General features: G+C 69.5%; 19 protein-coding genes and 1 tRNA gene. 7 read left to right on the top strand and 13 right to left on the bottom strand.

Features of this window, described 5'->3' with window-relative positions; translation table 11 throughout:
- Positions 1–147: 147 nt before the first annotated feature.
- Together RR1_RS19485 and RR1_RS22100 are read right to left on the bottom strand one after the other, a co-directional pair.
- Positions 148–221: transfer RNA gene (locus RR1_RS19485), tRNA-Ile, on the bottom strand.
- 28 nt (positions 222–249) lie between these two features.
- Positions 250–480 carry a hypothetical protein gene (locus RR1_RS22100; RefSeq protein WP_143153939.1) on the bottom strand — a complete coding sequence of 77 codons (231 nt, stop codon included), beginning with the start codon at positions 478–480 and terminating at the stop codon, positions 250–252.
- 136 nt (positions 481–616) lie between these two features.
- Here RR1_RS22100 and RR1_RS22095 point away from each other — a divergent pair, with 136 nt between their 5' ends.
- Positions 617–901, top strand: a complete 285-nt coding sequence (locus RR1_RS22095; protein WP_010838962.1) for a hypothetical protein — start codon at positions 617–619, stop codon at positions 899–901.
- 278 nt (positions 902–1,179) lie between these two features.
- Here RR1_RS22095 and RR1_RS19475 read toward each other — a convergent pair whose 3' ends face one another.
- Positions 1,180–2,526: a carboxylesterase/lipase family protein gene (locus RR1_RS19475; protein WP_010838961.1), complete on the bottom strand. Its 1,347-nt coding sequence runs from the start codon at positions 2,524–2,526 to the stop codon at positions 1,180–1,182.
- A gap of 39 nt (positions 2,527–2,565) precedes the next feature.
- Positions 2,566–4,008, bottom strand: a complete 1,443-nt coding sequence (locus tag RR1_RS19470) for a dihydrolipoyl dehydrogenase family protein (protein WP_010838960.1) — start codon at positions 4,006–4,008, stop codon at positions 2,566–2,568.
- 92 nt (positions 4,009–4,100) lie between these two features.
- Between RR1_RS19470 and RR1_RS19465 the strand changes: the two genes are divergently transcribed.
- Positions 4,101–4,850 carry an SDR family oxidoreductase gene (locus RR1_RS19465; RefSeq protein ID WP_010838959.1) on the top strand — a complete coding sequence of 250 codons (750 nt, stop codon included), beginning with the start codon at positions 4,101–4,103 and terminating at the stop codon, positions 4,848–4,850.
- Positions 4,851–4,856: 6 nt separating this feature from the next.
- On the opposite strand, the gene RR1_RS19460 is transcribed toward RR1_RS19465, so the two are convergent.
- Together RR1_RS19460 and pgi are read right to left on the bottom strand one after the other, a co-directional pair.
- Positions 4,857–6,125: a hypothetical protein gene (locus RR1_RS19460; protein ID WP_143153938.1), complete on the bottom strand. Its 1,269-nt coding sequence runs from the start codon at positions 6,123–6,125 to the stop codon at positions 4,857–4,859.
- Positions 6,118–7,803 carry a glucose-6-phosphate isomerase gene (gene pgi, locus RR1_RS19455; RefSeq protein ID WP_010838957.1) on the bottom strand — a complete coding sequence of 562 codons (1,686 nt, stop codon included), beginning with the start codon at positions 7,801–7,803 and terminating at the stop codon, positions 6,118–6,120. Before pgi ends, RR1_RS19460 begins: the two co-directional genes overlap by 8 nt.
- Positions 7,804–7,883: 80 nt before the next feature.
- Here pgi and RR1_RS19450 point away from each other — a divergent pair, with 80 nt between their 5' ends.
- Positions 7,884–9,359 (top strand): NAD-dependent succinate-semialdehyde dehydrogenase, encoded by a 1,476-nt coding sequence (locus RR1_RS19450; protein WP_010838956.1) that lies wholly within the window; start codon positions 7,884–7,886, stop codon positions 9,357–9,359.
- A gap of 15 nt (positions 9,360–9,374) precedes the next feature.
- Here RR1_RS19450 and RR1_RS19445 read toward each other — a convergent pair whose 3' ends face one another.
- Positions 9,375–9,686: a chorismate mutase gene (locus tag RR1_RS19445; protein ID WP_010838955.1), complete on the bottom strand. Its 312-nt coding sequence runs from the start codon at positions 9,684–9,686 to the stop codon at positions 9,375–9,377.
- A 76-nt stretch (positions 9,687–9,762) separates the two neighbouring features.
- Between RR1_RS19445 and pcrA the strand changes: the two genes are divergently transcribed.
- Complete coding sequence (gene pcrA, locus RR1_RS19440) at positions 9,763–12,162, top strand: DNA helicase PcrA (protein WP_010838954.1); 2,400 nt, start codon at positions 9,763–9,765, stop codon at positions 12,160–12,162.
- 70 nt (positions 12,163–12,232) lie between these two features.
- Here the strand turns inward: pcrA and RR1_RS19435 are convergent, their stop codons facing one another.
- The 5 genes from RR1_RS19435 to RR1_RS19415 all read right to left on the bottom strand — a co-directional run bounded on the left by RR1_RS19435 (position 12,233) and on the right by RR1_RS19415 (position 16,989).
- On the bottom strand, positions 12,233–12,727 hold the full coding sequence (locus tag RR1_RS19435) for a DNA-directed RNA polymerase subunit beta family protein (RefSeq protein WP_010838953.1): 495 nt from the start codon (positions 12,725–12,727) through the stop codon (positions 12,233–12,235).
- An 80-nt stretch (positions 12,728–12,807) separates the two neighbouring features.
- The gene (locus RR1_RS19430; protein WP_010838952.1) at positions 12,808–13,311 is read right to left on the bottom strand and encodes a ricin-type beta-trefoil lectin domain protein; all 504 of its coding nucleotides are present in this window, start codon (positions 13,309–13,311) and stop codon (positions 12,808–12,810) included.
- A gap of 55 nt (positions 13,312–13,366) precedes the next feature.
- On the bottom strand, positions 13,367–13,717 hold the full coding sequence (locus tag RR1_RS19425; protein ID WP_143153937.1) for a hypothetical protein: 351 nt from the start codon (positions 13,715–13,717) through the stop codon (positions 13,367–13,369).
- A 435-nt stretch (positions 13,718–14,152) separates the two neighbouring features.
- A complete protein-coding gene (locus RR1_RS19420; RefSeq protein WP_040774045.1) occupies positions 14,153–15,010 on the bottom strand; it encodes a hypothetical protein in 858 nt (285 codons plus the stop codon).
- Between the two features lie 947 nt (positions 15,011–15,957).
- The gene (locus RR1_RS19415) at positions 15,958–16,989 is read right to left on the bottom strand and encodes a M23 family metallopeptidase (RefSeq protein ID WP_010838948.1); all 1,032 of its coding nucleotides are present in this window, start codon (positions 16,987–16,989) and stop codon (positions 15,958–15,960) included.
- A gap of 212 nt (positions 16,990–17,201) precedes the next feature.
- Between RR1_RS19415 and RR1_RS19410 the strand changes: the two genes are divergently transcribed.
- From RR1_RS19410 to sucD, 3 genes are all read left to right on the top strand, one after another.
- Positions 17,202–19,070, top strand: coding sequence for a hypothetical protein (locus RR1_RS19410; RefSeq protein ID WP_143153936.1), 1,869 nt, complete (start codon positions 17,202–17,204; stop codon positions 19,068–19,070).
- A gap of 137 nt (positions 19,071–19,207) precedes the next feature.
- On the top strand, positions 19,208–20,371 hold the full coding sequence (gene sucC, locus RR1_RS19405) for an ADP-forming succinate--CoA ligase subunit beta (RefSeq protein WP_010839504.1): 1,164 nt from the start codon (positions 19,208–19,210) through the stop codon (positions 20,369–20,371).
- Positions 20,372–20,381: 10 nt separating this feature from the next.
- Positions 20,382–21,284: a succinate--CoA ligase subunit alpha gene (gene sucD, locus RR1_RS19400; RefSeq protein WP_010839505.1), complete on the top strand. Its 903-nt coding sequence runs from the start codon at positions 20,382–20,384 to the stop codon at positions 21,282–21,284.
- A 49-nt stretch (positions 21,285–21,333) separates the two neighbouring features.
- Here sucD and RR1_RS19395 read toward each other — a convergent pair whose 3' ends face one another.
- Positions 21,334–21,966 (bottom strand): IMPACT family protein, encoded by a 633-nt coding sequence (locus tag RR1_RS19395; protein ID WP_010839506.1) that lies wholly within the window; start codon positions 21,964–21,966, stop codon positions 21,334–21,336.
- Between the last annotated feature and the right edge of the window lie 83 nt (positions 21,967–22,049).

Genomic DNA, 22,049 nt, shown 5'->3' with positions numbered 1-22,049 from the left:
AGTTAGTGCGCGTACACGGTGGTCGGGCGGTTCATCCTCAGGAGGAGCGCCGCCCGGCCATTCCCGTGGACGTAGCCCTCGTAGGCAAACACCCCTATCGCGCGGATGGCGGGGCGGTGTTTGTAGCTGACGTCGATCGATCCCGGGTGGGGCGGGCGGGGCTCGAACCCGCGACCAGCGAATTATGAGTTCGCGGCTCTAACCGACTGAGCTACCGCCCCAGTCGCAGTGCACATTACTGGCACCGATCTATGTACCCGTGAGCGAGAGCGCAGTTGCCTTAAACCGGTACATCAGGTGATCGACGAGATCGGCGTCAGGTTCGTTGCCGACCAGTTGTAGTCCGGCATGCCGCCAGGATTTGCCACGGTCGGCGAGCGCCTGCGACCACAGTTGCCGAGCGCGTTGCTCGACACTTCGGTAAGAGTCGTCGCGGTGCGCGGACACACTTACTGCCACGGTCTCGATCTCTCTAGCCACGCGGCACACCCTATTCATTGGGGTTGAAGTGGTTGTCGGATACAGGTAGCGAACCGGGTATTCCTACCGTCGCGCCCTTCAGTCGCCCCGCGACAGGGTGGACCTACTCGAAAAGCCCACCCCAGGAGCGCACCGCATGCTTGCCGAGAACCTTCAACCCGTATTCAACTCGCTCACCACCTGCGACCCATCGAAGACCGGCACCGTCGTAGCCCTTCGTCCGATCCAAGATGTCCCGCGCGCGTGGGAGCCGCCGCCGCATCGGATGGTCATCCTCGCCCTCGATAGCGGCCAGTGGTCGTTCGCGTGGATTCGAGGGACGCGACATGTCGTTCCCGGCCTGCGAGTCGAGTTCCGCGAGCACCCCAGCAATGCCAAATTCCCGACCTTCACGCCTATCCGAATATCGGCCAGTCGCTGACAGACGGACCAGCCCAATCGGCGGCCGACCATGCCGGTGGCCGGCGCGGCAGGACTGCGTCCGTGAAAGGTACGCCCCGTACCACTTCCCCCTCGGGTGCGGGGCCTACCCTCACGAACAAAGACAACCACCCAAGCACCGCGGGCATAGTGGCGGACGTTCAGGGTGCATCGCGAAGTGCGTCGGATTCGCGGTAGAGAGTGAGAAGTCTGAGGGCCATACTTCGCGCCGATACAGGATCACGGCACAACTGGAGGTCGGATGATCAACGAGCGCATCTACGACGACGACACCGCGCGCAGTCCGCGGCGTCCGCCGAGCGCGGTGAGGAGGCGCCCCACGACGGAGTCGCCTTCACCGAAGACCGCGAACAGTTCCAGTGCGTGCGTCGCGTGCAGGCGCAGCAGTCGCAGCAGTCGCGGCGCGAAATCGTAGCGATACATGTACGTGGGCGCGAATCGTGAATGAGCTTCGGCGATCTCGACGGAGGGGAGCCAGAACGTGAGGTCGCCGCCGATCGCGATCGCCGCGTCGTCGTCGGGGTATCCGGGGTAGGCGCCCGTGACGCGACGACCGGCCTCCGGATCGGTCCGCGCGAACATCTCCTCGATGCGTTCGGGCGAGGTGGGGAGTGCATCGAGGAAGCGGGGAAACAGTGTTCCCTCGTTCGCGTTCGTTCCGATGACGAGCGGAACGCGGTGCGCGCGACCGGAGCGGACGGCGTCCAGCGGCGCCTCCGGCAGGTAGTCGCCGTCGACGACGGGCCCGAACGGCGCCAGCCCCGGCGTGTCGGTGACGACGGCCCGCGTCAGTCGCGCACCCGCCTTCCCGAGCAGCTCCGGGTCCGCGGTGTCCAGCGCGGTGGCCGGATCGGCGTCCACGTCGAGGAATTCGAAGAACTGCTTCGCCCACGAGCGGGCACGATCGGCAGGCGCGGTGAGGGCCGGGGCCGGGCTCTCGGCGATCGCCCGCGCGAACAGCCCGCCCGCCGCCGGCGTCGCGAGGAGCGTGGTGACGGCGTCGCCGCCCGCGGACTCGCCGAACACCGTCACGTTGGCCGGATCACCGCCGAACTCCGCGATGTTGCGCTGCGCCCACGCGAGTGCGGCGACCTGATCGCGCAGGCCGAGATTCGAGTCGAAACACCGTGTCGGCGTGGAGAACTCGCTGAAATCGAGGTACCCGAGAACGCCGAGCCGGTAGTTGATCGACACGAACACGACATCGGCGCGGCGCACGAGCGACAGGCCGCGGTAGAGCGGCGTCGCGGACATGCCGAGCGAGTACGCGCCGCCGTGCACGAAGACCATGACGGGCCGTCGCGCGTCGCGTCCGCCCGGCTTCGCGAGCACGTTGAGCGTCAGTGCGTCCTCGCCGATCGGATGGACTGTGCGCAGCCCCGTCCGCGTGTACTGCTGCGGCTGGAACGACGCCGTCCCGTACTCGGTCGCGTCGCGCACACCGTCCCACGGCTCGTGGGGTTCGGGCGCGCGGAACCGCAGCGGCCCGACGGGCGGCGCCGCGTAGGGGATCCCGCGGAACGCGAGCAGTTCGTCGACTCGCCGGCCACGCACGAGGCCCTCCGTGGTGGTGGCGATCAGCGGATCGGTCTCGGCGGTCGTCATGACCCGACTATACGAACCGTCACCGGATACCACGAGCAGTCACAGGGCGCCGCGGAGTTCGTCGAGCAGGCCGACCCACACCTCGCTCACCGTGGGGTATGCGGGGACGGCGTGCCACAGGTCGTCGACTGCAACCCTGCCCGCGACGGCGATCGACGCGGCATGGACGAGTTCCGCGACCTCGGTTCCCACGAAGGTCGCCCCGAGAAGCGTTCTCGTGGCCCTGTCCGCGACCAGCTGGACGCGCCCGGCGAAGTCGTCGCGCGCGAGCGCGGCGCCCGCGACCTCGATGTCCTGCGCCACGACGACGACGTCGGCGCCGCGGACACGCGCCTGCCGTTCGGTGAGGCCGACGGCGGCGAGCTGCGGGGTCGTGAAGACGACCTGGGTGACGAGGCCGTCGCGCACCCGGAACCGTGGCCCGTCGAGCGGCCGGCCCTCGGCTCGCGCCGCGATCACGTCGCCCGCGATCCGGGCCTGGTACTTGCCCTCGTGGGTGAGCAGCGCGCGCCCGTTCGCATCGCCCACCGCGTACAGCCAGGTGCCGTCGACCGTCAGATGCTCGTCCGCGTCGAGGTAGCCGTGGTCGTTGCGCCAGCGGTCGAGACCGATGTCGGACGTGGCGGGTCTGCGCCCCGTCGCGGCGATCACCTCGTCGACGACGAGCGGCTCGCCGCCGCCGAGATCGAGTGTCACCGGGCCGCCGTGGATGCGGCCGACGCCTGTGTCGCGCGGATCGTGGCGGTGCACCGACCGCGCCGAGGTGTCGAACAGGATCGTGACCCCGCGGGCGATCAGCGCGTCGCGGACCCGCTCGCCGGCGAACGGCTCGGCGTTGGTGAGCAGCGACGTACCGCGCACCAGCAGCGTCACGTCCGCGCCCAGATCGCTCAGCCACGTCGCACTCTCGCAGGCGACGACGCCGCCGCCGATCACGGCGACACGTCGCGGCATCTCGCGGACCGCGGTCGCGTCCCGCGAGATCCAGGGAAGCGCCTCCGTGAGACCCGGCGTCGGCGGGATCGCCGCGGTGGTCCCCGTCGCGACGACGACCGCGTGCCGGGCCCGAAGGGTCCGGCCGTCCACCGACACGACGCGCTCGCCCGTCACCCGGGCGTCGCCGTGGACCACCTCGATCCCGGCCGACCGCGCCCACTCGAGTTGCGCGGAGTCGTCGTGCACACCGTCGGTCGCGTGCGTGAAGGAGTCGCGGCGGGCGAACACCGCCGCGCGGTCGAGTCCCTGGGCCGTCACGCCGCCCATGTGCTGCGCGCCGCGCAGCACCTCGCCCGGATGCAGCAGTGCCTTGCTGGGCATGCACGCCCAGTACGAGCATTCGCCGCCGAGCAGTTCGCGTTCGACGATCGCCGCCGTGCGCTCGCTGCCGCGAATCGCCGCTTCGGCGACGACCTCCCCCGCGGGGCCGCCGCCGATCACGATCACGTCGAACTCGTCGGAGCTGGTCGCGGGCTCGGTTGCCATGCCGACAGCGTAGGCACCGAGCTCGTACGGGCGGGTCCGATTGTGGCTGCGCGGGACCCTGTGGCGGACCGTGATCTGGCACGCTGGCCGTCATGACACGTCAGCGGATTCTGATCACAGGGGCGAGCTCGGGACTCGGCGAGGGGATGGCCAGGCGATTCGCGGCGATGGGACGCGATCTCGCGCTGTGCGCACGGCGCACCGAACGGCTCGACGCGCTTTCGAGCGAACTCACCGGGAAGCACCCGGGCATCCGCGTCGCCGTCCGCCCGCTCGACGTCACCGACACCGACGCCGTCTCGCCGACCTTCCGCGAACTCGACGCCGAACTCGGGGGGATCGACCGCGTCGTCGTCAATGCCGGACTCGGCAAAGGCACGAAGATCGGCACCGGACGCGCCGACGCGAACCTCGACACGATGCGGACCAACGCACTCGGCGCGCTCGCACAGTGCGAGGCGGCCCTCGAACTCTTCCGCGAGCGCGACGCCGGGCATCTCGTACTGGTGTCGTCGGTCAGCGCGGACCGGGGGCTGCCGGGGGCGAAGGCCGCGTACGCGGCGAGCAAGGCCGCGGTGTCGGCGCTCGGCGAAGGATTGACCACGGAACTCGCGCGGTCGCCGATCACCGTCACGACGCTCGTGCCGGGTTTCATCGAGACCGACATGTCCGGGCGTGCCGGTGACGCCCGCCTGCTCGCGACCCTCGACGACGGCGTCGACGCCATGGTCGCGGCGATCGAGAAGGAATCGACCCGCGCAGCGCTTCCCGGTCTGCGCTGGAAGGTGATCGACGTGGCGCTCCGGTTCCTGCCTCGCGCCGTCACCGCTCGCGTGGTGTAGCCGGGTTCACCACACGTCCGCGTCGAGGTCGCGTGCGGCGAGGGTCTCGACGACGCGGCGTGCGAGCGCGCCGTGATCGTCGTCCACGGCGGATTCGACGGCCAGCGTGTAGCGGTCGCCCGTGCGGGTGAGGAAGGCCGAGGTCCGCCGCTGCGTCTCGCGGACGCCGTGGGGATGCACGGCGCGGCACCCGATGGTGCGGGCGTCCGCACCGCCGACCCTCGCGAGCTCACCGGGCATCGTTCCGATGTTGGAACACAATGCAACTCGCTCGCCCGCGTCGCGCGTCGCCCGCGCGGCGAGGCCGTCCGGCAGCACGTGCAGGATCTCGGCGGGCAGCCCGGCGGGCGCGCCCTCGGGCGGCGCACCGTACGCGCGGCGGAGGTCGTCGCGCAGCAGGTGCAGGGGCCGGCCCGGTGCGACGGAGAGTTGCGCCATCGCGAGGGTGTTGCCCCGGTCGCCGGTGCCGCCGCCGACGGGAACGCTCAGCGTCACGGACTCCGAACCGGTGCGGGCGAGGTCTGCGACCACCGCCACGAACAGCGTGTTGGGGGTGCCGCCGTCCGCCGCCGCGACGGCGTCCCACGCGGCCGCATCGAGGTCGGCGAGGACGCGCGCAGGCGTCGGCGTCGTGTAGCGCTCGACGTCGTGCTCGGAGCGGGCGGCATCGCGCAGCGCCCGCCGCGTGCCGCGGTCGGTGACGGCGGCACGCGCGGTCCGCGCTCCGCCCCGCGCGACGGTCGCCCACGTCCGCAGCGCATCCCGTGCGTCGGAGACCCCGCCGGCCGCCCGCGGCACGGGAACGTCACCACGCACCGCGGCTGCCAGCGCCGCGACGAGCCCCTGCGCATCCGTCACGACGTGCGAGCACACGATCGAGACGACGGTCCCGCCGTCGTCCAGCAGTCCCACGGTCATGCGCCACGCCGGACCCCGCTCGGGGTCGACGTCGTCGGCCGCACGCTGATCCGCCCACGAGGTCAGGTGGGCGCGGTCGACCTCGAACCACCGGATCGGGTGCGCGCGTGTGTCGCGCACGAAACGCGCGCGAGCACCGGGAATCCGGGTCGCGACGACGCGGCGCCCGAGCCGACCGCGCGCCATCCGCTCGTGGACGGCCGCGAGGACCTCGGACGGCACGCGCTCGTCGGTGCGCCACAGCCCCTGCATGACGACGGATGACGTGACTCCGCGGTGCCCGCGCAGGAACATCTCGTCGACGACGCCCAGCCGCGCCGCGGAATCGGGGACCTCGGTTCCCACGGCGTCAGGCACGACCCCGCGCGCGCCGGTACCACTCGACGAGTTCTGCTGTGGACGAATCGAGTTCGGTGACCGGCGGGTCGGATTCGGTGAGCAGCGGCGTGAGTTCCTTCGCCTGCTCCTTGCCGAGCTCGACGCCCCACTGATCGAACGAGTCGACGCCCCATACCGAGCCCTCGACGAAGACCTGATGCTCGTAGAGGGCGATCAGCTGGCCGAGCACCGACGGCGTCAGCTGCGGTGCGAGGATGCTCGTCGTCGGCCGGTTGCCCGGCATCACCTTGTGCGGCACGAGGTTCGGCGGCGTTCCGGCATCGGCGATCTCCTCTGCCGTTCTGCCGAACGCGAGCACCTTGGTCTGCGCGAAGAAGTTGCTCATGAACAGGTCCTGCATGCTGCCGGAGCCGTCGGCCGTCGTGAGATCGTCGGTGGATTCGGCGAATCCGATGAAGTCCGCCGGAACGAGCCGAGTCCCCTGGTGCAGCAGCTGATAGAAGGCGTGTTGGCCGTTCGTTCCCGGTTCGCCCCAGAAGATCTCGCCCGTGGACGTCGTGACAGGACGCCCGTCGGCGCGGACCGACTTGCCGTTGGACTCCATCGTGAGCTGCTGAAGATAGGCGGGGAACCGATCGAGGTCGTTCGAATACGGCAGCACGGCACGGGTTTCGGCGCCGAAGAAGTTCGCGTACCAGACGCCGAGTACGCCGAGCAGGATCGGAGCGTTCTCGGCGATCGGTGCGGTGCGGAAGTGCTCGTCGACGAGATGGAATCCGGCGAGGAACTCCGCGAACCGCTCCTTCCCGATCACGGCCATGAGCGACAGCCCGATCGCGGAATCGACCGAGTAGCGGCCACCGACCCAGTCCCAGAACCCGAACATGTTCGCGGTGTCGATCCCGAACTCGCGCACGCGTTCTGCGTGCGTCGAGACGGCGACGAAGTGCTTCGCCACCGCATCGGGCCCCGCAGCGGCGTCGTTCTCGATACCGAGCCCCGCGAGCAGCCAGCGCTTGGCGGCCTCGGCGTTGGTGAGCGTCTCGAGCGTCCCGAAGGTCTTGGAGGCCACGACGAACAGTGTCGACGCGGGATCGAGACCGCTGAGCTGCGCGACGAGATCGGTGGGGTCGATGTTGGAGACGAACCGGGCGGTGATGCCGGCGTCGGCGTAGTGACGCAGTGCGTGATACGCCATCACCGGACCGAGATCCGAACCGCCGATACCGATGTTGACGACGGTGACGATGCGCTCACCGGTCGCGCCCCGCCACTCGCCGCTGCGGACGGCGTCGGTGAACGTCCCCATGCGGCGCAGGACGTCGTGGACGTCGGCGACGACGTCCTGGCCGTCGAGTTCGAGCCGCGCGGTCTCGGGCAGCCGCAGCGCGGTGTGCAGCACGGCGCGGTCCTCGGAGGTGTTGATGTGCGCGCCCGCGAACATCGCGTCGCGGTGGCGTTCGACGCCTGCCTCGCGGACGAGATCGGCGAGCAGCGCCAGGGTTTCGCGCGTGATCCGATGCTTGCTGTAGTCGATGTGCAGATCGCCGACCTCGAGCACGAACTCGCAGCCTCGATCGGGATCCTCGGCGAACAGATCGCGCAGATGCCGCGGTGCCAGCGCGGTGTGATGCGAGCGCAGGGCTTCCCACGCGGCGCTGTCGGTGATGTCGGACCTCGTCGTGTCGGTGCTCACGAACTCCGAGCTTAGTGCGCCGGGCCGAGGCGCGGCGGTCTTCGTCCCGGTGACGGGCACGGACAGCGCATAGTGGAGGAATGGATGCACCCGACACCCCCGATCCTCAGCAGCTCCTGCGTTCGCTTCCGACCCGGCTGTATCTGGGCGGGACATGGCGCGACGCCGAGAACGCGGCGACCTTCGCCGTCTCCGACCCGGCGACGGGGGAGCGGCTGCTCGACGTCGCCGACGCGAGCCCCGCCGACGCGCAGGCCGCGCTCGACGCCGCCGCGGCGGCGCAGCGCGACTGGGCCGCGACGCCCGCCCGCGAGCGCGGTGAACTGCTGCGCGGCGTGTGGGAACGGATCCGGGAGCACGCCGAGGAACTCGCGCTCGTCATGACGCTCGAGATGGGCAAGGCACTGCCCGAGAGCCGCGCCGAGGTGAACTACGGCGGCGAGTTCTTCCGCTGGTTCGCCGAGGAAGCCGTGCGCATCGAGGGACGGTTCACGCCGTCGCCGGCCGGTGGCGGCCGGATCCTGGTCGCGAAGCAGCCCGTCGGCCCGGTCCTCGCGATCACGCCGTGGAACTTCCCGCTCGCGATGGGGACGCGCAAGATCGGCCCCGCACTCGCGGCGGGCTGCACGATCGTCGTCAAGCCCGCGTCGGCGACCCCGCTCACGATGCTCTACCTCGCGAAGCTCATGGACGACGCGGGCGTCCCGGCCGGTGTCCTGTCGGTGCTGCCGACGTCGCGGTCGTCGGCCGTCACGGAACCGCTGCTGCGCGATCCGCGGCTGCGCAAGCTCACCTTCACGGGATCGACCGAGGTCGGCCGAACGCTCGTCGAGAAGTCGGCGCCCGGCCTGCTGCGCACGTCCATGGAACTCGGCGGCAACGCGCCGTTCGTGGTGTTCGACGACGCCGACGTCGACGACGCGGTCGACGGCGCCGCTCTCGCCAAGATGCGCAACGGCGGCGAAGCCTGCACCGCCGCCAACCGGTTCCACGTCGACACGTCGGTCGCGGCCGAGTTCACCGAGAAGCTCACCGCGCGCCTCGCCGAGTACGTGCTCGGCCCGGGTTCGGACCCCGAGACGACGCTCGGCCCGCTCGTCGACGAGAAGCAGCGCGACAAGGTCGCCGAACTCGTCGACGACGCGGTGAGCAAGGGCGCGACGGTCGCGCTCGGCGGGACGGTGCCGGATCGGGCGGGCTGGTTCTACCCCGCGACCGTCCTCACCGACGTCCCCGCGGACGCGCGCATCCTGAAGGAGGAGGTGTTCGGGCCCGTCGCGGCCATCACGACGTTCGACGGCGAGGACGCCGGCGTCGCGGCGGCCAACGACACCGAGTTCGGGCTCGCGGCGTACGTCTACACGCGGAGCCTGGGGCGCGCGCTGCGGGTCGCCGAGAACGTCGACAGCGGCATGGTGGGCGTCAATCGCGGCGTCATCTCCGACACCGCGGCGCCCTTCGGCGGGATCAAGCAGTCCGGCTTCGGCCGCGAAGGCGGCACCGAGGGGATCGAGGAGTACCTCGACACCAAGTACGTCGCCCTGAAGATCGAGTGAGTGCGCGCGGCGCGCTCAGCGTCCGAGCGCGCCGCGGCCCAGCCGCAGCAGCAGCATCGCCAGCGTGTGGCCCTCCTGGCCCAGCTCGTCGAACCGCTCGATCACCTTCATCTCGCGACTGTGCACGAGGCGCGGGCCGCCCGACGCCATGCGAGCGCGGCCGATCGTGCGCGAGACCTCGGTGCGCCGCTTGATCGCGGCGAGGATCTCGGCGTCGAGGCGGTCGATCTCGAGCCGCAGCGCGGTGATCTCCGCTTCGGTCGTGGGCACGCCGTCCAGTGCGGAATCGGCGAGCGCGGAACCCTCGAGGGCGGAATCGTTCGACACACAACGAGTGTGCCACGGCGTGCCGAGGCCGGTCGAGCGGAGGTGTGTCTCACCTGGGCGGTAGCGTGGAAACACGATGAACACGCCCTCCGGTATCGCCGCGCAGCCCGAGTCCGCATCCGGACGTTCTCCCGACGCACCGCCCTCTCCCGACGCACTGCTCGAGGGGCTCAACCCGCAGCAGCGGGAGGCCGTCGTCCACACCGGATCGCCGTTGCTCATCGTCGCGGGCGCCGGATCGGGCAAGACGGCCGTCCTGACGCGGCGTATCGCGTACCTGCTCGGTGAGCGCGACGTCGCGCCCGGGCAGATCCTCGCCATCACGTTCACCAACAAGGCCGCCGCCGAGATGCGCGAGCGCGTCGCCGCGCTCGTGGGCCCGCGCGCGAACTACATGTGGGTCTCCACGTTCCATTCGAGCTGTGTCCGCATCCTGCGTGCCCAGTCCGGGCTCGTGCCGGGCCTGAACTCGAACTTCTCGATCTACGACGCCGACGACTCGCGCCGCCTGATCACGATGATCTCGAAGGACCTCGAGATCGACACCAAGAAGTACACCCCGCGCCTGCTCGCGACGGCGATCTCGAACCTGAAGAACGAGCTGATCGACCCGCCCGAGGCCGAGGCGGACGCAGAGAAGGACCCGGCCGAGCTGCCGCGCATCACAGCGCAGGTCTACGGGATCTACCAGCAGCGGCTGCGGGCCGCGAACGCCCTCGACTTCGACGACCTCATCGGCGAGACCGTCCGGATCCTCCGCACGCATCCCGAGGTCGCTCGCTACTACCGGCGCCGCTTCCGGCACGTCCTCGTCGACGAGTACCAGGACACCAACCACGCGCAGTACGTCCTCGTCCGCGAGCTCGTCGGCCTCGAGACGGAGGACGGCGTCGCGCCGTCCGAACTCTGTGTCGTCGGCGACGCCGATCAGTCGATCTACGCCTTCCGCGGCGCGACGATCCGCAACATCGAGGAGTTCGAGCGCGACTACCCCGACGCGCGCACGATCCTGCTCGGACAGAACTACCGTTCGACGCAGAACATCCTCACCGCCGCGAACTCGGTCATCGCACGCAACACCAACCGGCGTGACAAGCGGCTCTGGACGGACTCCGGCGAAGGCGACCTCATCACGGGGTACGTCGCCGACAACGAGCACGACGAGGCGTCCTTCGTCGCGTCCGAGATCGACGCACTGGTCGATCGTGGTGACGCGACGTACGGCGACATCGCGGTCTTCTACCGCACGAACAACGCGTCCCGTCCGATCGAGGAGATCTTCATCCGGACCGGCGTGCCCTACAAGGTCGTCGGCGGCGTGCGGTTCTACGAGCGCAAGGAGGTGCGCGACATCGTCGCGTACCTGCGGGTGCTCGCCAATCCCGACGACGACGTCAGCCTGCGGCGCATCCTCAACACGCCGCGCCGGGGGATCGGCGACCGCGCCGAGGCGTGCGTCGCCGTCCACGCCGAGCAGCGCGCCACGAGCTTCACGCGCGCGTTGCGCGACGCCGTCGACGGCAAGGTCGCGATGCTCAACACACGCTCGCAGAAGGCGATCGCGTCGTTCGTCGCGATGATGGACGACCTGCGCGCGATCATGCCGCCCGCCGATGCGCCGGATCAGGGCGACATCGGGGAGGTCGTCGAGGCCGTCCTCGAGCGCAGTGGCTATCGCGCCGAACTCGCCGCCAGCAACGACCCGCAGGACGGCGCGCGACTCGACAACATCGACGAACTCGTCAGCGTCGCACGTGAATTCAGCGCCGACGCACGAAATGCCGCGGGCCTCGCCGCCGACGAGAGCGACGGCGAACGCGACGAGGGCGAACCGGATCCGGGCTCGCTCGCGGCGTTCCTGGAACGCGTCTCGCTCGTCGCCGACGCCGACCAGCTCCCCGAGGAGGGCGACGGCGTCGTCACCCTCATGACGCTCCACACCGCGAAGGGTCTCGAGTTCCCCGTGGTGTTCGTGATCGGCTGGGAGGACGGCCAGTTCCCGCACATGCGTGCGCTCGGCGACCCCGCCGAACTGTCCGAGGAGCGACGGCTGGCGTACGTCGGCATCACGCGCGCACGGCGCCGGCTGTATCTGTCGCGCGCCGTCATGCGGTCGGCATGGGGTCAGCCCATGCAGAACCCCGAGTCGCGGTTCCTGCAAGAGATTCCGCAGCACCTGCTCGACTGGCGCCGCGAGGATCCCGGTCCCTCACGGGCGGGAATGCTCGGCGGCGGCGGATACGGCAGCGGGCGCAGGACGGGCTCCGACGCGGCCCCGAGCTTCGGTCCCGGCCGTGCGCGCAACAACAACCTCGTCCTCGCGGGAGGCGATCGGGTGAGCCACGACAAGTACGGGCTCGGCACCGTCCTCGAGGTCAAGGGAGCGGGCCCGACTGCCACCGCCACCATCGACTTCGGCAGCAACGGCAAGGTGCGGCTCATGCTCATCGGCGGCGTCCCGATGATCAAACTCTGACGGCTGTCGAGCACTGACGACGAAGCACCACCGGGCCGCGGTCCGCCCTGCGCGACACAACGCTCACACGTCAGATGAGTGGGAACCGAAAGTAGTTCTTGTCGGCGATGCCTTGGTTCGAGGGCGTGACCTGGATCGAGGGGCCTTCGTCGGAGAGGTAGTAGCGGCCGAAGCTGGGGAAGTCGATGGAGATCGTCGATCGTCCCGAGCTTCGGGGCTGTGATTCGAAGCGCTGCAGAGCCGAATTCGCGTCGCACGCTGTGACGTTGAGCCCGGTGATGTTGGCGTTCAGGCAGTATCCGAGCCGTCCTACGCTCGCGATCTGTTTGGTGAGTAGGTTGTAGGTGAACTGCTGGTCGAGGTTGACGGTGCCGCAGTTCTCCACGGCGGCGAAGTAGGGCGGGTTGGCTCCGGCTACTGCTGCGCATTCGAGGGAGTTCGTCTGGATCTTGAAGGTGCCGATCGGTAGTGGATCTGCTGCTGCCGTGGTGGTTCCGGCAGCGAGTGTGCCGCCGGCGAGGGCGCCGATGGCCAGCGCGGATCGGATGGTGGTTGCGATGCGCATCAGGGTCGTCCTGTGTCTCGAGAGGTGAGGGAGATCGTCGGCGCGGCGGCCGGTCTCCTCGGTCGCCGCGCCGCTGGGTGTCAGATCAGGGGGAAGCGGAAGAAGTTCGCGTCGGAGAAGCCGCTGTTGCCACTGGTGAGAGACAGGGTCACTCCACCGTCCGACAGGTACGAGAATCCGAGGAACGGGTCGTCCTCGGTGGTGATGGTCGATCGTCCGAAGGAGCGAGGCTGTGACTCGAAGCGTTGCAGCACCGAGTTGGGGTCGCAGGCGATGAACTTGACGCCCTCGAACTCGTCGGCGTCGAGGCAGTAGCCGAGGCGTCCGACGCTGGCGATCTGTTTGGTGAGTGGGTTGTAGGTGAACTGCTGGTTGAGGTTGAGGGTTCCACAGTTCTCGATGAACGCTTGATAGGGCAGGTCGGCACCGCCGATCTCGACGCAACGTAGCGAGTTCGTCTGGATCTTGAAGGTGCCGACGGGAAGTGGGTCGGCCGAGGCTGTTGTGGCGCCTGTGACGAGGGTGCCGCCGATGAGTGCGGCAGCCGCGAGTGCGGCGCGCGCGACAGTAGCTATACGCGTCATGGTGTTCTCCGGGAATGGTCGTGGAGGGGGCTTCTGATGAATCGTCGGGACGAGCTCAGACGGCGTCGCAGCCACGGAGGACGGTGACGGTGAGTAGATCGACGGTGATGTTCGAGCAGTCGAACGTGCGCGTACCGTCGGTGATGTTGATCGGTGCCGCCGGGCTGCCTGCGGTGGGTTGGCATCCGACACCTACGGTGTCTCCCGTGCCGAGAGAGTCCGGGTCCACCCCGAGCGACCGCAACAGCGCGATCAGTCCCGGCGAGAGGTCGGTTGCGGATACGACGGTGGTGCATTCGTAGTCCACAGTCGCTGCGTTCGCGGCAGGAGCCGCGGCAATCCCGGCCAACGCCAGGCAGGCGGCGCTACCGAGGGCGAGGGCCCAACGTGTCGTTGTCGAAGGCATGAGGTCTCCTCGAGCTGTGCAGAGGGAACGGAACTGGAGCCGCACTGAGCGTCGGCTTGGCGGGGAGGGGAGTCGCTGGTTGAACGGCTCGCACGCGGTCGAACGTGAACTGGTCCGTCGCTGCGGGTTGCAAAGGCCCTCAGGCAGATTGCGGCAGCGGTGGCCGACGGGACTCTCATCCAGCGGGCCGCTCGATGGTCGGTGACTCCCGTTTCCCCGCGGAGGGCGTGCAAAACGCCGCCGAAGTGACGTGAATCACGTTAGAGCATGGGTATGGCGAGTGGGTAGCATCCGGCCCGTTTTCGAGATCCCGCCGGGCAGGGCGTAGAGGCGTAGTCGTTTCAGGAACAGGGGTCATCGCAGTGCCGCGCGGGCGGGGGAAGCTCGGCCGGGACTGCCCCCGGTTCGGGTGGGACGCGGGGGCAGTCCCGTATGTCAGGAGGGTGCCACTTCGTACGCGGCGACGTTGTAGACGTCGCTGGTGGCGGTGAGGGAGTTGCGTCCGGTCGGTGACGGGGTGCCGGCGCGCAGGTTGACTGCCCAGTTGAGAGATCCGAGGGGCCCGCAGCCGGTGGCGGCTGGGACCGCGAACGTGGTGTCGGTGTGAGGTGTCGCGGGGAAGACGGCCCCGACTGTGCCGCCACCGATCGGTTGGGACCGGGGATTGCCGCTGCTGGCGAGGTTCAGGGTGACCGGATTGGTGGGGGAACCGAGGTAGCAGTTGTTGCCGAGGAGCTTGTTCTGGAGTTTGAGGCGGACGGGCATGGACAAGTTGGCGTCGAGGACGTTCACGGTCGGTGTGCCGACGGCTTCGACCGTCGCCTGGATCTGGGTGAGGTTCAGGGGGGTGTCGATGCCGAAGGCGCCGCCCGGGATCGTGATGGGGGTCGAGGTGACGCCGAAGTTGGTTCCCGCGTCGGGGACGAAGACGTCCTTCCAGTCGTTGCCGTCTTCGACATAGTTCACGCCGCCGGAGACTTTCAGGCTTCCGTCCGGGATGGGGACGTCGAGGCCGCCGATCTTCATCTGGCCACCCCGAACGATCACAGTGACGCAGGTGCCGAAGTCCTGCCCGGCGACCGGACAGCGATTCCATCCGTCGAACGTGAGGGGTTCGGCAACCGGGTTGCCGGAGGACCCGAACGAAGTGCTGCTGAGGGAGCCGGAGGCTCCGCCGTCGGGCGATCCGGGGTCTTGGTCCTGCGCCGAGGCGATGCCTCCTCCGAGGAGGGCGAGGGTTGCGGCCATCGCCCCGACAGGGGCGAGCCTGGATGTGAACGTGCCAGCGGTCATGTCGTTCCTTTGTGCTAGTCGGAAGATTCGGCGAATGCCTTGGGAATGCCATAGATTCGGCGGGCCCTCATACGAAAGGCCCGCCGAACGCTCACAGCTCGATTGCTAGGTGATGGTGACGCCGGGGAACTTCAAGGCGCCGTTCATCACTGCCAGGCGCGTGGGGTAGTCGTCGCCGACGGTGAAGCGTGTTCCAGTCAGCGAAGAGCGTCGGCCCGAAGATCGACCGGTTCGGACTGCCGAAGAAGGCGCGTCGACCGGCAGCTGAATCCGAGTAGCTGGTGTCGAGAGGGGTTGACCCCAGGGGTGCAACTGCGGAGACGAACACCGATCGCCGGCCGCAGGCACTTCCCGAGGTGGCGGGAGTCGAGGTGCGTGCTGGAATGATGGAGGAACGGCCCGCCTGTTGCTGTGTTCACGTGGATCAACTCCCGCACTCGACGCCGGTAGGGCGGCGGGATTGATTCCTTCACAACAGATTCGACGCGAGACTGCGGCGCGGTGCCGTGTCCTGTCATTGCACTCCCTCTGCAAGGGCGGTATGTGATGGATCACATCTGATGTGCAGTAGATCACATATTCATATATGGCAGGTACATTTTCCGACACAAACCTACCGGCGGGCCGGTTTGTCGATCGGGCGGCGTGCTCACTCGAGTGGCCGCGCACTGGCGATTCCCCGAGTGTGTGCGCCGGAGCAGGCGGCCGAACGATGCCCGGACACAGTTCCGGTCGAACAACGGGAAAGCCGGTGCCGGGCCGACGCAGTGGGGTCTTGTCGAACTGTGCCGCCGTCGTGCGACTCGTCGGAGCAGCCCCGAACAGAATGAATAGCGGCTACGACGTGGGTAGTGGGTCTGTGCCTACGGCCGTTGTGCACTACTCGCCATAGTTTTCCAGAACCCCACGGGGGAGGGGGTGCCTCGCAAGAAGCGGGGGCTGGGACGTCAGTCCTGCACGCCGCCCAAGCTGATGCCACGCGAGGCGAGCCACGGAATCGGGTCGATCTTGTCGACGCCGCCGATGTGGACCTCGAAGTGCAGGTGCGGTCCGGTGGAGAAACCACGGTTGCCGACGGTCGCGATCTGATCGCCCGCCATGACGCGCTGTCCCTGGCTCACCATCGACTCGTTGATGTGGCCGTAGACCGTGACGGTGCCGTCGTCGTGGAGCAGGCGGACCCACATGCCGAAGCCGGACGCGGGGCCCGTCTCGATGACGGTTCCGTCGGCGACCGCGACGATGGGGGTGCCGATCGGTGCGGCGATGTCGACGCCCGCGTGGAGCGTGCCCCAGCGCTGACCGAAGCTCGACGTGAAGGTGCCGATGGCGGGGAGGACGAACAGCGGCTTGCGTGCGGCGGCCTCACGGGCGGCACGCTCCTCGCTGAAGCGCTGGCCCTTCGCGAGCAGATTGTCGAACTGCGCGAGGGTGTTGGGGGCCGCGATGTTGAGCACCTGCGGAGCAGTGGAGGCCGTCGCCGACGCGGGGTCGGTGGCCTGGGAGAACTGCGCTGCCTGCGGCTGCGTGCCGGTGTTCTCGTTCTCGTCGTTGCTGAGGGCGACGGTGCGGGTCTCGGCGTCCGGCCCGCCGGTGAACGCGGCCTGACCGGCTGCAACGACGGCGCCTGCGGCGACGGCGATGACTGCGGCCCGGCCCTTCAACGCGCCGGGCGGCGGGGGGAGGCGGTGCGCACCGCGGACGGCGCGGGCGGTGAGGCTCTCACGCGGGGTGAAACCGGGAATCTCGTCGTCGGGCTCACCGTCGGAGTACGTCTCGTACGGCCGGGCCGGTTCGGAGCCGCTGTGGGTGCCGGGCTCGTATGCCCCGGTCCACGTCGTGGTGCTCTCGTCCTGCTGTGCGTCGTACTGCGAGGTGTCGTACTGCCCGGTGTCGTACTGCTGGGAGTCGTACTGCTGGGAATCGAATTTCGAGCCTGTCGCGAAACGACTGGTCGTGAACTGGGGTCGATCGTGCATTCGCCCGTCGTCCTCCTGTTCTTGTGACCCGGTCGTGACATCAGCCGCGAGCGACGGTAACGAAATGATTGCGACATCCGCAACTTGTAACGTTCTCCGAACAGGGCCATGTGATGCGCATCACAACAACACGCGTGCGACGCGCCGACAATCGGTGGTCGCGCGCGTGTCGGTGCGGACGTCGCGCGGGGCTCCCGCGCTAGCGTCGGGGCGTGGCCGCAGCACAAGGTCGGGCCCGAGCGACACCGACCCGCATCGCGCCGTCCGCGGAGGGTGCCGTGCGGCGGCGCCTCGACGATCCCGCACCCGGCGACGGCCGCACGTCGGCCTGGCTCGCGGTCGCCGTCGCGTTCGTGGGCGCCGGAGCGGTCGCGCTCGCGCCGCTGCTCGGTGCGGTCCGCAGCGACACCGGCGACCTCACCCGGATCGCGGCCGCCGGACTCTGGTCGGGCGTGTTCGTCCTCGCGATCCCGCTCGCCGCGGCCTTCGCCCTCGTGTGGCGGGCGCGCGCACTCGCGGGTGCGCTGCTCGCCGGTGCGGGCGCCGTCGCCCTCGGGTCCGTCGTCTCCGACACACAACTGTTCGCCGACGCCCTCGACGCCAACCGCTTCGAGCTGTTCCTTCCCGCCGATGCGTCGGTCGTCGAACCCGCGGCGGGATCGGTCGCCGTCCTGGCCGGGCACGCGCTGCTCGTCGTCGCCGCGGTCGCGGGGATCGTCGTGGTCCAGCGCTGCTCGCTCGCCGACGGCTACGGGACGGCGCGCGATCCCGACCAGGTCGATCGGCCCACGGGCGGCCGGATCGGCTTCGGTCTCGCAGCCTGCGTGGTGCTGGCCGGTGTGGCCGTCGCGGGCGGCCTCGTCGGGCCCGCGTTCGACTCGCACGACCCGGTCATCCTCGCCTCGGCCGTGCTCTCCGCCGACACCGCGATGGCGGCGGGCGCCGCCGTGACCGCGGCGGCGCTGCTCGTCGTCATCGCGGCCGCGCTCGCCTCGATCGAACCCACCGTCGCCGCCGGTGCGCTCGCGGGCGCCGCCGTCGCGCTGCTCGGTGTCGTCGGGACCCGCTGGGTCGCGGCCCTCTCGGCCGGCGACCGCATCGGCGTCGGCACGGGCACCGTGTGGGCCGCGGCCGGCGCCCTCGCGCTCGCTCTGCTCGCCGCCGCGATCCCCGTCGCAGTCCGGCTGCGCGACCGCGTCCCCGCTCCCGCGGCAGAGGCAGCGCCGCTCCCGTCGCCGTCACCCGCCGACGGGGACGTGGCGCACCGCCGTCGCGGCCGCCTTCACGCACTCGCCGGGGCGGCCGGCATCGTCAGTGGTGTGCTCGCCGCGGTCGGGGCGCTGCTGCCGCAACTGACGGTGCCCGCCGGCGTCGAGGCTCCCGCGCTCGTCGGGACGCGCGTCGTCCTCGTCGCCGCGACCGTCGTCGTCGCGAGCATCCCGCTGCTGCTGTCCGAACTCGCCGCGCCCGCGCGCCCCGTGCTCGCCGTCGTGTGGCTCGCGATTCCGCTGTCGGTCGTTCCCGTGACGTACTCCGTGCTGGTCGCCGCCGACCTGCCCGACGTCACGATCGCGGCGGGCGCACTCGTGCTGTGGGCGAGTTCAGTGGGTGCCGTGGCGACGGGGATTCTCGCGTGGCTCGCGGGGTCGGCCGAGCGCGACGAACTCGACACGTCCGAGGAGCGGCCAGTCGATCGCACCGTCGCGTGGCTCGCGGGGGCCGGTGCGCTCGCCGCCGCGCTCGGGGCGGCGCTCCCGCTCCACAGCGGCACGACCGCCGCCGGATCGTCGTTCCACGCGACGTCGTTCGCCGACCTACCGTGGAGTCCGGACGCATGGGGTCACGTCGTGGCCTGTGTCACCTACGCCGTCGTCGCCGTCGTCGCGGCGCACGCGAGGGGGCCACGCGGCGGGGCCCTGTTGTTCGGTGCGGCAACGCTTCTGGTGGTCCAGATCGCGGCCTCGCCGCTCACGCGCACCGTGCTCGTGGAGTCCTCGGTGGGGCCGGGTGTCGTCGCGTCGGCCGTCGGCCTACTGTTGATCGTGGCTGCGGCGACCGTCGCGACACGATCCTCGCGGTGACGCTCACGAGTGCCCCGGTGATGCGCACCACATAGACTGCCACGCGACGCGATACGCCACACGGCCAGTGGATAAAGTCCGGAATCGGCCCGTGCCTACCCTGCGCGCGGGCGTCAACGCAGACGAGACGGTGAGCAATGGATCTCTTCGAATACCAGGCGAAGGAACTCTTCGCCAAGCATGAAGTGCCTACCTCGGCTGGTCGTGTGACCGACACGGTCGCCGGCGCTCGCGAGATTGCCGAAGAAATCGGCAAGCCCGTGATGATCAAGGCTCAGGTCAAGGTGGGCGGCCGCGGCAAGGCGGGCGGCGTGAAGTACTCGGCCGACGTCGACGCCGCCGAGGAGAACGCGAAGGCGATCCTCGGCCTCGACATCAAGGGCCACGTCGTCAAGAAGCTTCTGGTCGCCGAGGCGAAGGACATCGCCGAGGAGTACTACATCTCGTTCCTGCTCGACCGCACCAATCGCACCTACCTCGCGATGTGCTCGGTCGAGGGCGGCATGGAGATCGAAGAGGTCGCCGCCACCAAGCCCGACCGTCTCGCCAGGGTCGCGGTCGACGCCACCAAGGGTGTCGACGTCGCCTTCGCGCGCAGCATCGCCGAGCAGGGCCACCTGCCCGCCGAGGTGCTCGACGCCGCAGCGGTGACGATCGCGAAGCTGTGGGAGGTCTTCGTGAAGGAAGACGCCACCCTCGTCGAGGTCAATCCCCTCGTCCGCACGCCCGACGACGAGATCCTCGCCCTCGACGGCAAGGTCACGCTCGACGCGAACGCCGACTTCCGGCACGCCGATCACGCCGAGTTCGAGGACAAGGACGCCACCGATCCCCTCGAGCTCAAGGCGAAGGAGAACGACCTCAACTACGTCAAGCTCGACGGCCAGGTCGGCATCATCGGCAACGGCGCGGGACTGGTCATGTCGACGCTCGACGTCGTCGCGTACGCCGGTGAGAAGCACGGCGGCACCAAGCCCGCGAACTTCCTCGACATCGGCGGCGGCGCCTCGGCCGAGGTCATGGCCGCCGGTCTCGACGTCATCCTGGGCGACGAGCAGGTCGAGAGCGTCTTCGTGAACGTGTTCGGTGGCATCACCGCATGCGACGCCGTCGCGAACGGCATCAAGGGTGCCCTCGAGAAGCTCGGCGACGAGGCCGACAAGCCGCTCGTCGTGCGTCTCGACGGCAACAAGGTCGACGAGGGCCGCGCGATCCTGAAGGAATACGCACACCCGCTCGTCACGCTCGCCGAAACCATGGACGAAGGCGCCGACAAGGCCGCCGCTCTGGCTGCGAAGTAGGAATCAGGACATGTCGATCTTTCTGAACAAGGACAACAAGGTCATCGTCCAGGGCATCACGGGCGGCGAGGGCACCAAGCACACCGCACTCATGCTCAAGGCCGGGACGAACATCGTCGGCGGCGTCAACGCGCGCAAGGCCGGCACCACCGTCGCGCACACCGCGAAGGACGGCTCCGACGTCGAGCTGCCCGTCTTCGGATCGGTCTCGGAGGCCATCGAGAAGACCGGCGCCGACACGTCGATCGTCTTCGTGCCGCCGAAGTTCGCCAAGGACGCGATGATCGAGGCGATCGACGCGGAGATCCCGCTGCTCGTCGTCATCACCGAGGGCATCCCCGTGCAGGACACCGCGTACGCGTGGGCCTACAACGAGGACAAGGGCAACAAGACGCGGATCATCGGTCCCAACTGCCCCGGCATCATCACGCCCGGTGAGTCGCTCGTCGGCATCACGCCCGCGAACATCACCGGCTCGGGCCCGGTCGGCCTCGTCTCCAAGTCGGGCACGCTGACCTACCAGATGATGTTCGAGCTGCGCGACTTCGGCTTCTCGACCGCCATCGGCATCGGTGGCGACCCCGTCATCGGCACCACCCACATCGACGCGATCGAGGCGTTCGAGAAGGACCCCGAGACCAAGGTCATCGTCATGATCGGCGAGATCGGTGGCGACGCCGAGGAGCGTGCCGCCGACTACATCAAGGCGAACGTGAGCAAGCCGGTCGTCGGCTACGTCGCGGGCTTCACCGCCCCCGAGGGCAAGACGATGGGCCACGCGGGCGCGATCGTGTCCGGTTCGTCGGGCACCGCCCAGGCGAAGAAGGATGCGCTCGAGGCCGCAGGCGTCAAGGTCGGCAAGACGCCGTCCGAGACCGCCGAACTCGCTCGGGAGATCCTGGAAAGTCTGTAGGCGCTGCGCGCTCGTGCGTGACTCTCCGGCCCCCACACCGGAAACTCACTCACGGCACATCTGCCCACATGGCCCCGGCCGGTTCGAGAACACCACCGCCGCTCGTCGCGGCGGCCACGGTGTCCTCGAGCCGGGCGGGGTCGTTCGTCGTCAGGGTGAGGGTCGCGACGGCCCCGTACGCCGTGTCGACGACGTCGACGCCCCGTCCCCGCAGTTCCGCTTCGACGCGGCCGGCGTCGGCGTGCGCGACGCCCAGGCGGTATGTCTCGCGACGCTCGCGACGCACCAGCGGCGTCTCGTCGAGCGCCGCCGCCACCGCGCCGGAGTACGCCCGCACCAGGCCGCCCGCCCCGAGCTTGATCCCGCCGAAATAGCGCGTCACCACCGCGACCGCCGCGACGACCTCGCGGGCGTCCAGCACCTGCAACATCGGGACGCCCGCCGTGCCACCGGGCTCGCCGTCGTCGCTCGACTTCTTCCGCCGGTCCGACGGCTCGTCGCCGACGACGTACGCCCAGCAGTGGTGCCGCGCATCCGGCCGGAGCGTGCGCTGCGCCTCGACCACCGCGGCTGCCTCGTCGGCGGTGTCCACCCGCGCGATCACCGCGATGAAGCGGGACCGCTTGATCTCGGTCTCGACGACGGTCGGCGATCCTCGGCGTGGGGCCATCATGCGTCCCATTGTCGGCCGGTCGTGACGGCCGAGGGACACCCCACCCGGCGATGCCCCGATTCCGTAGGCTTGCCCTACGAGAGACCCGGTAC

Source organism: Rhodococcus rhodnii NBRC 100604 (assembly GCF_001894925.1).
Taxonomy (GTDB): Bacteria; Actinomycetota; Actinomycetes; order Mycobacteriales; family Mycobacteriaceae; genus Rhodococcus_F; species Rhodococcus_F rhodnii.
This window is presented reverse-complemented; position numbering and strand designations above follow the sequence as displayed.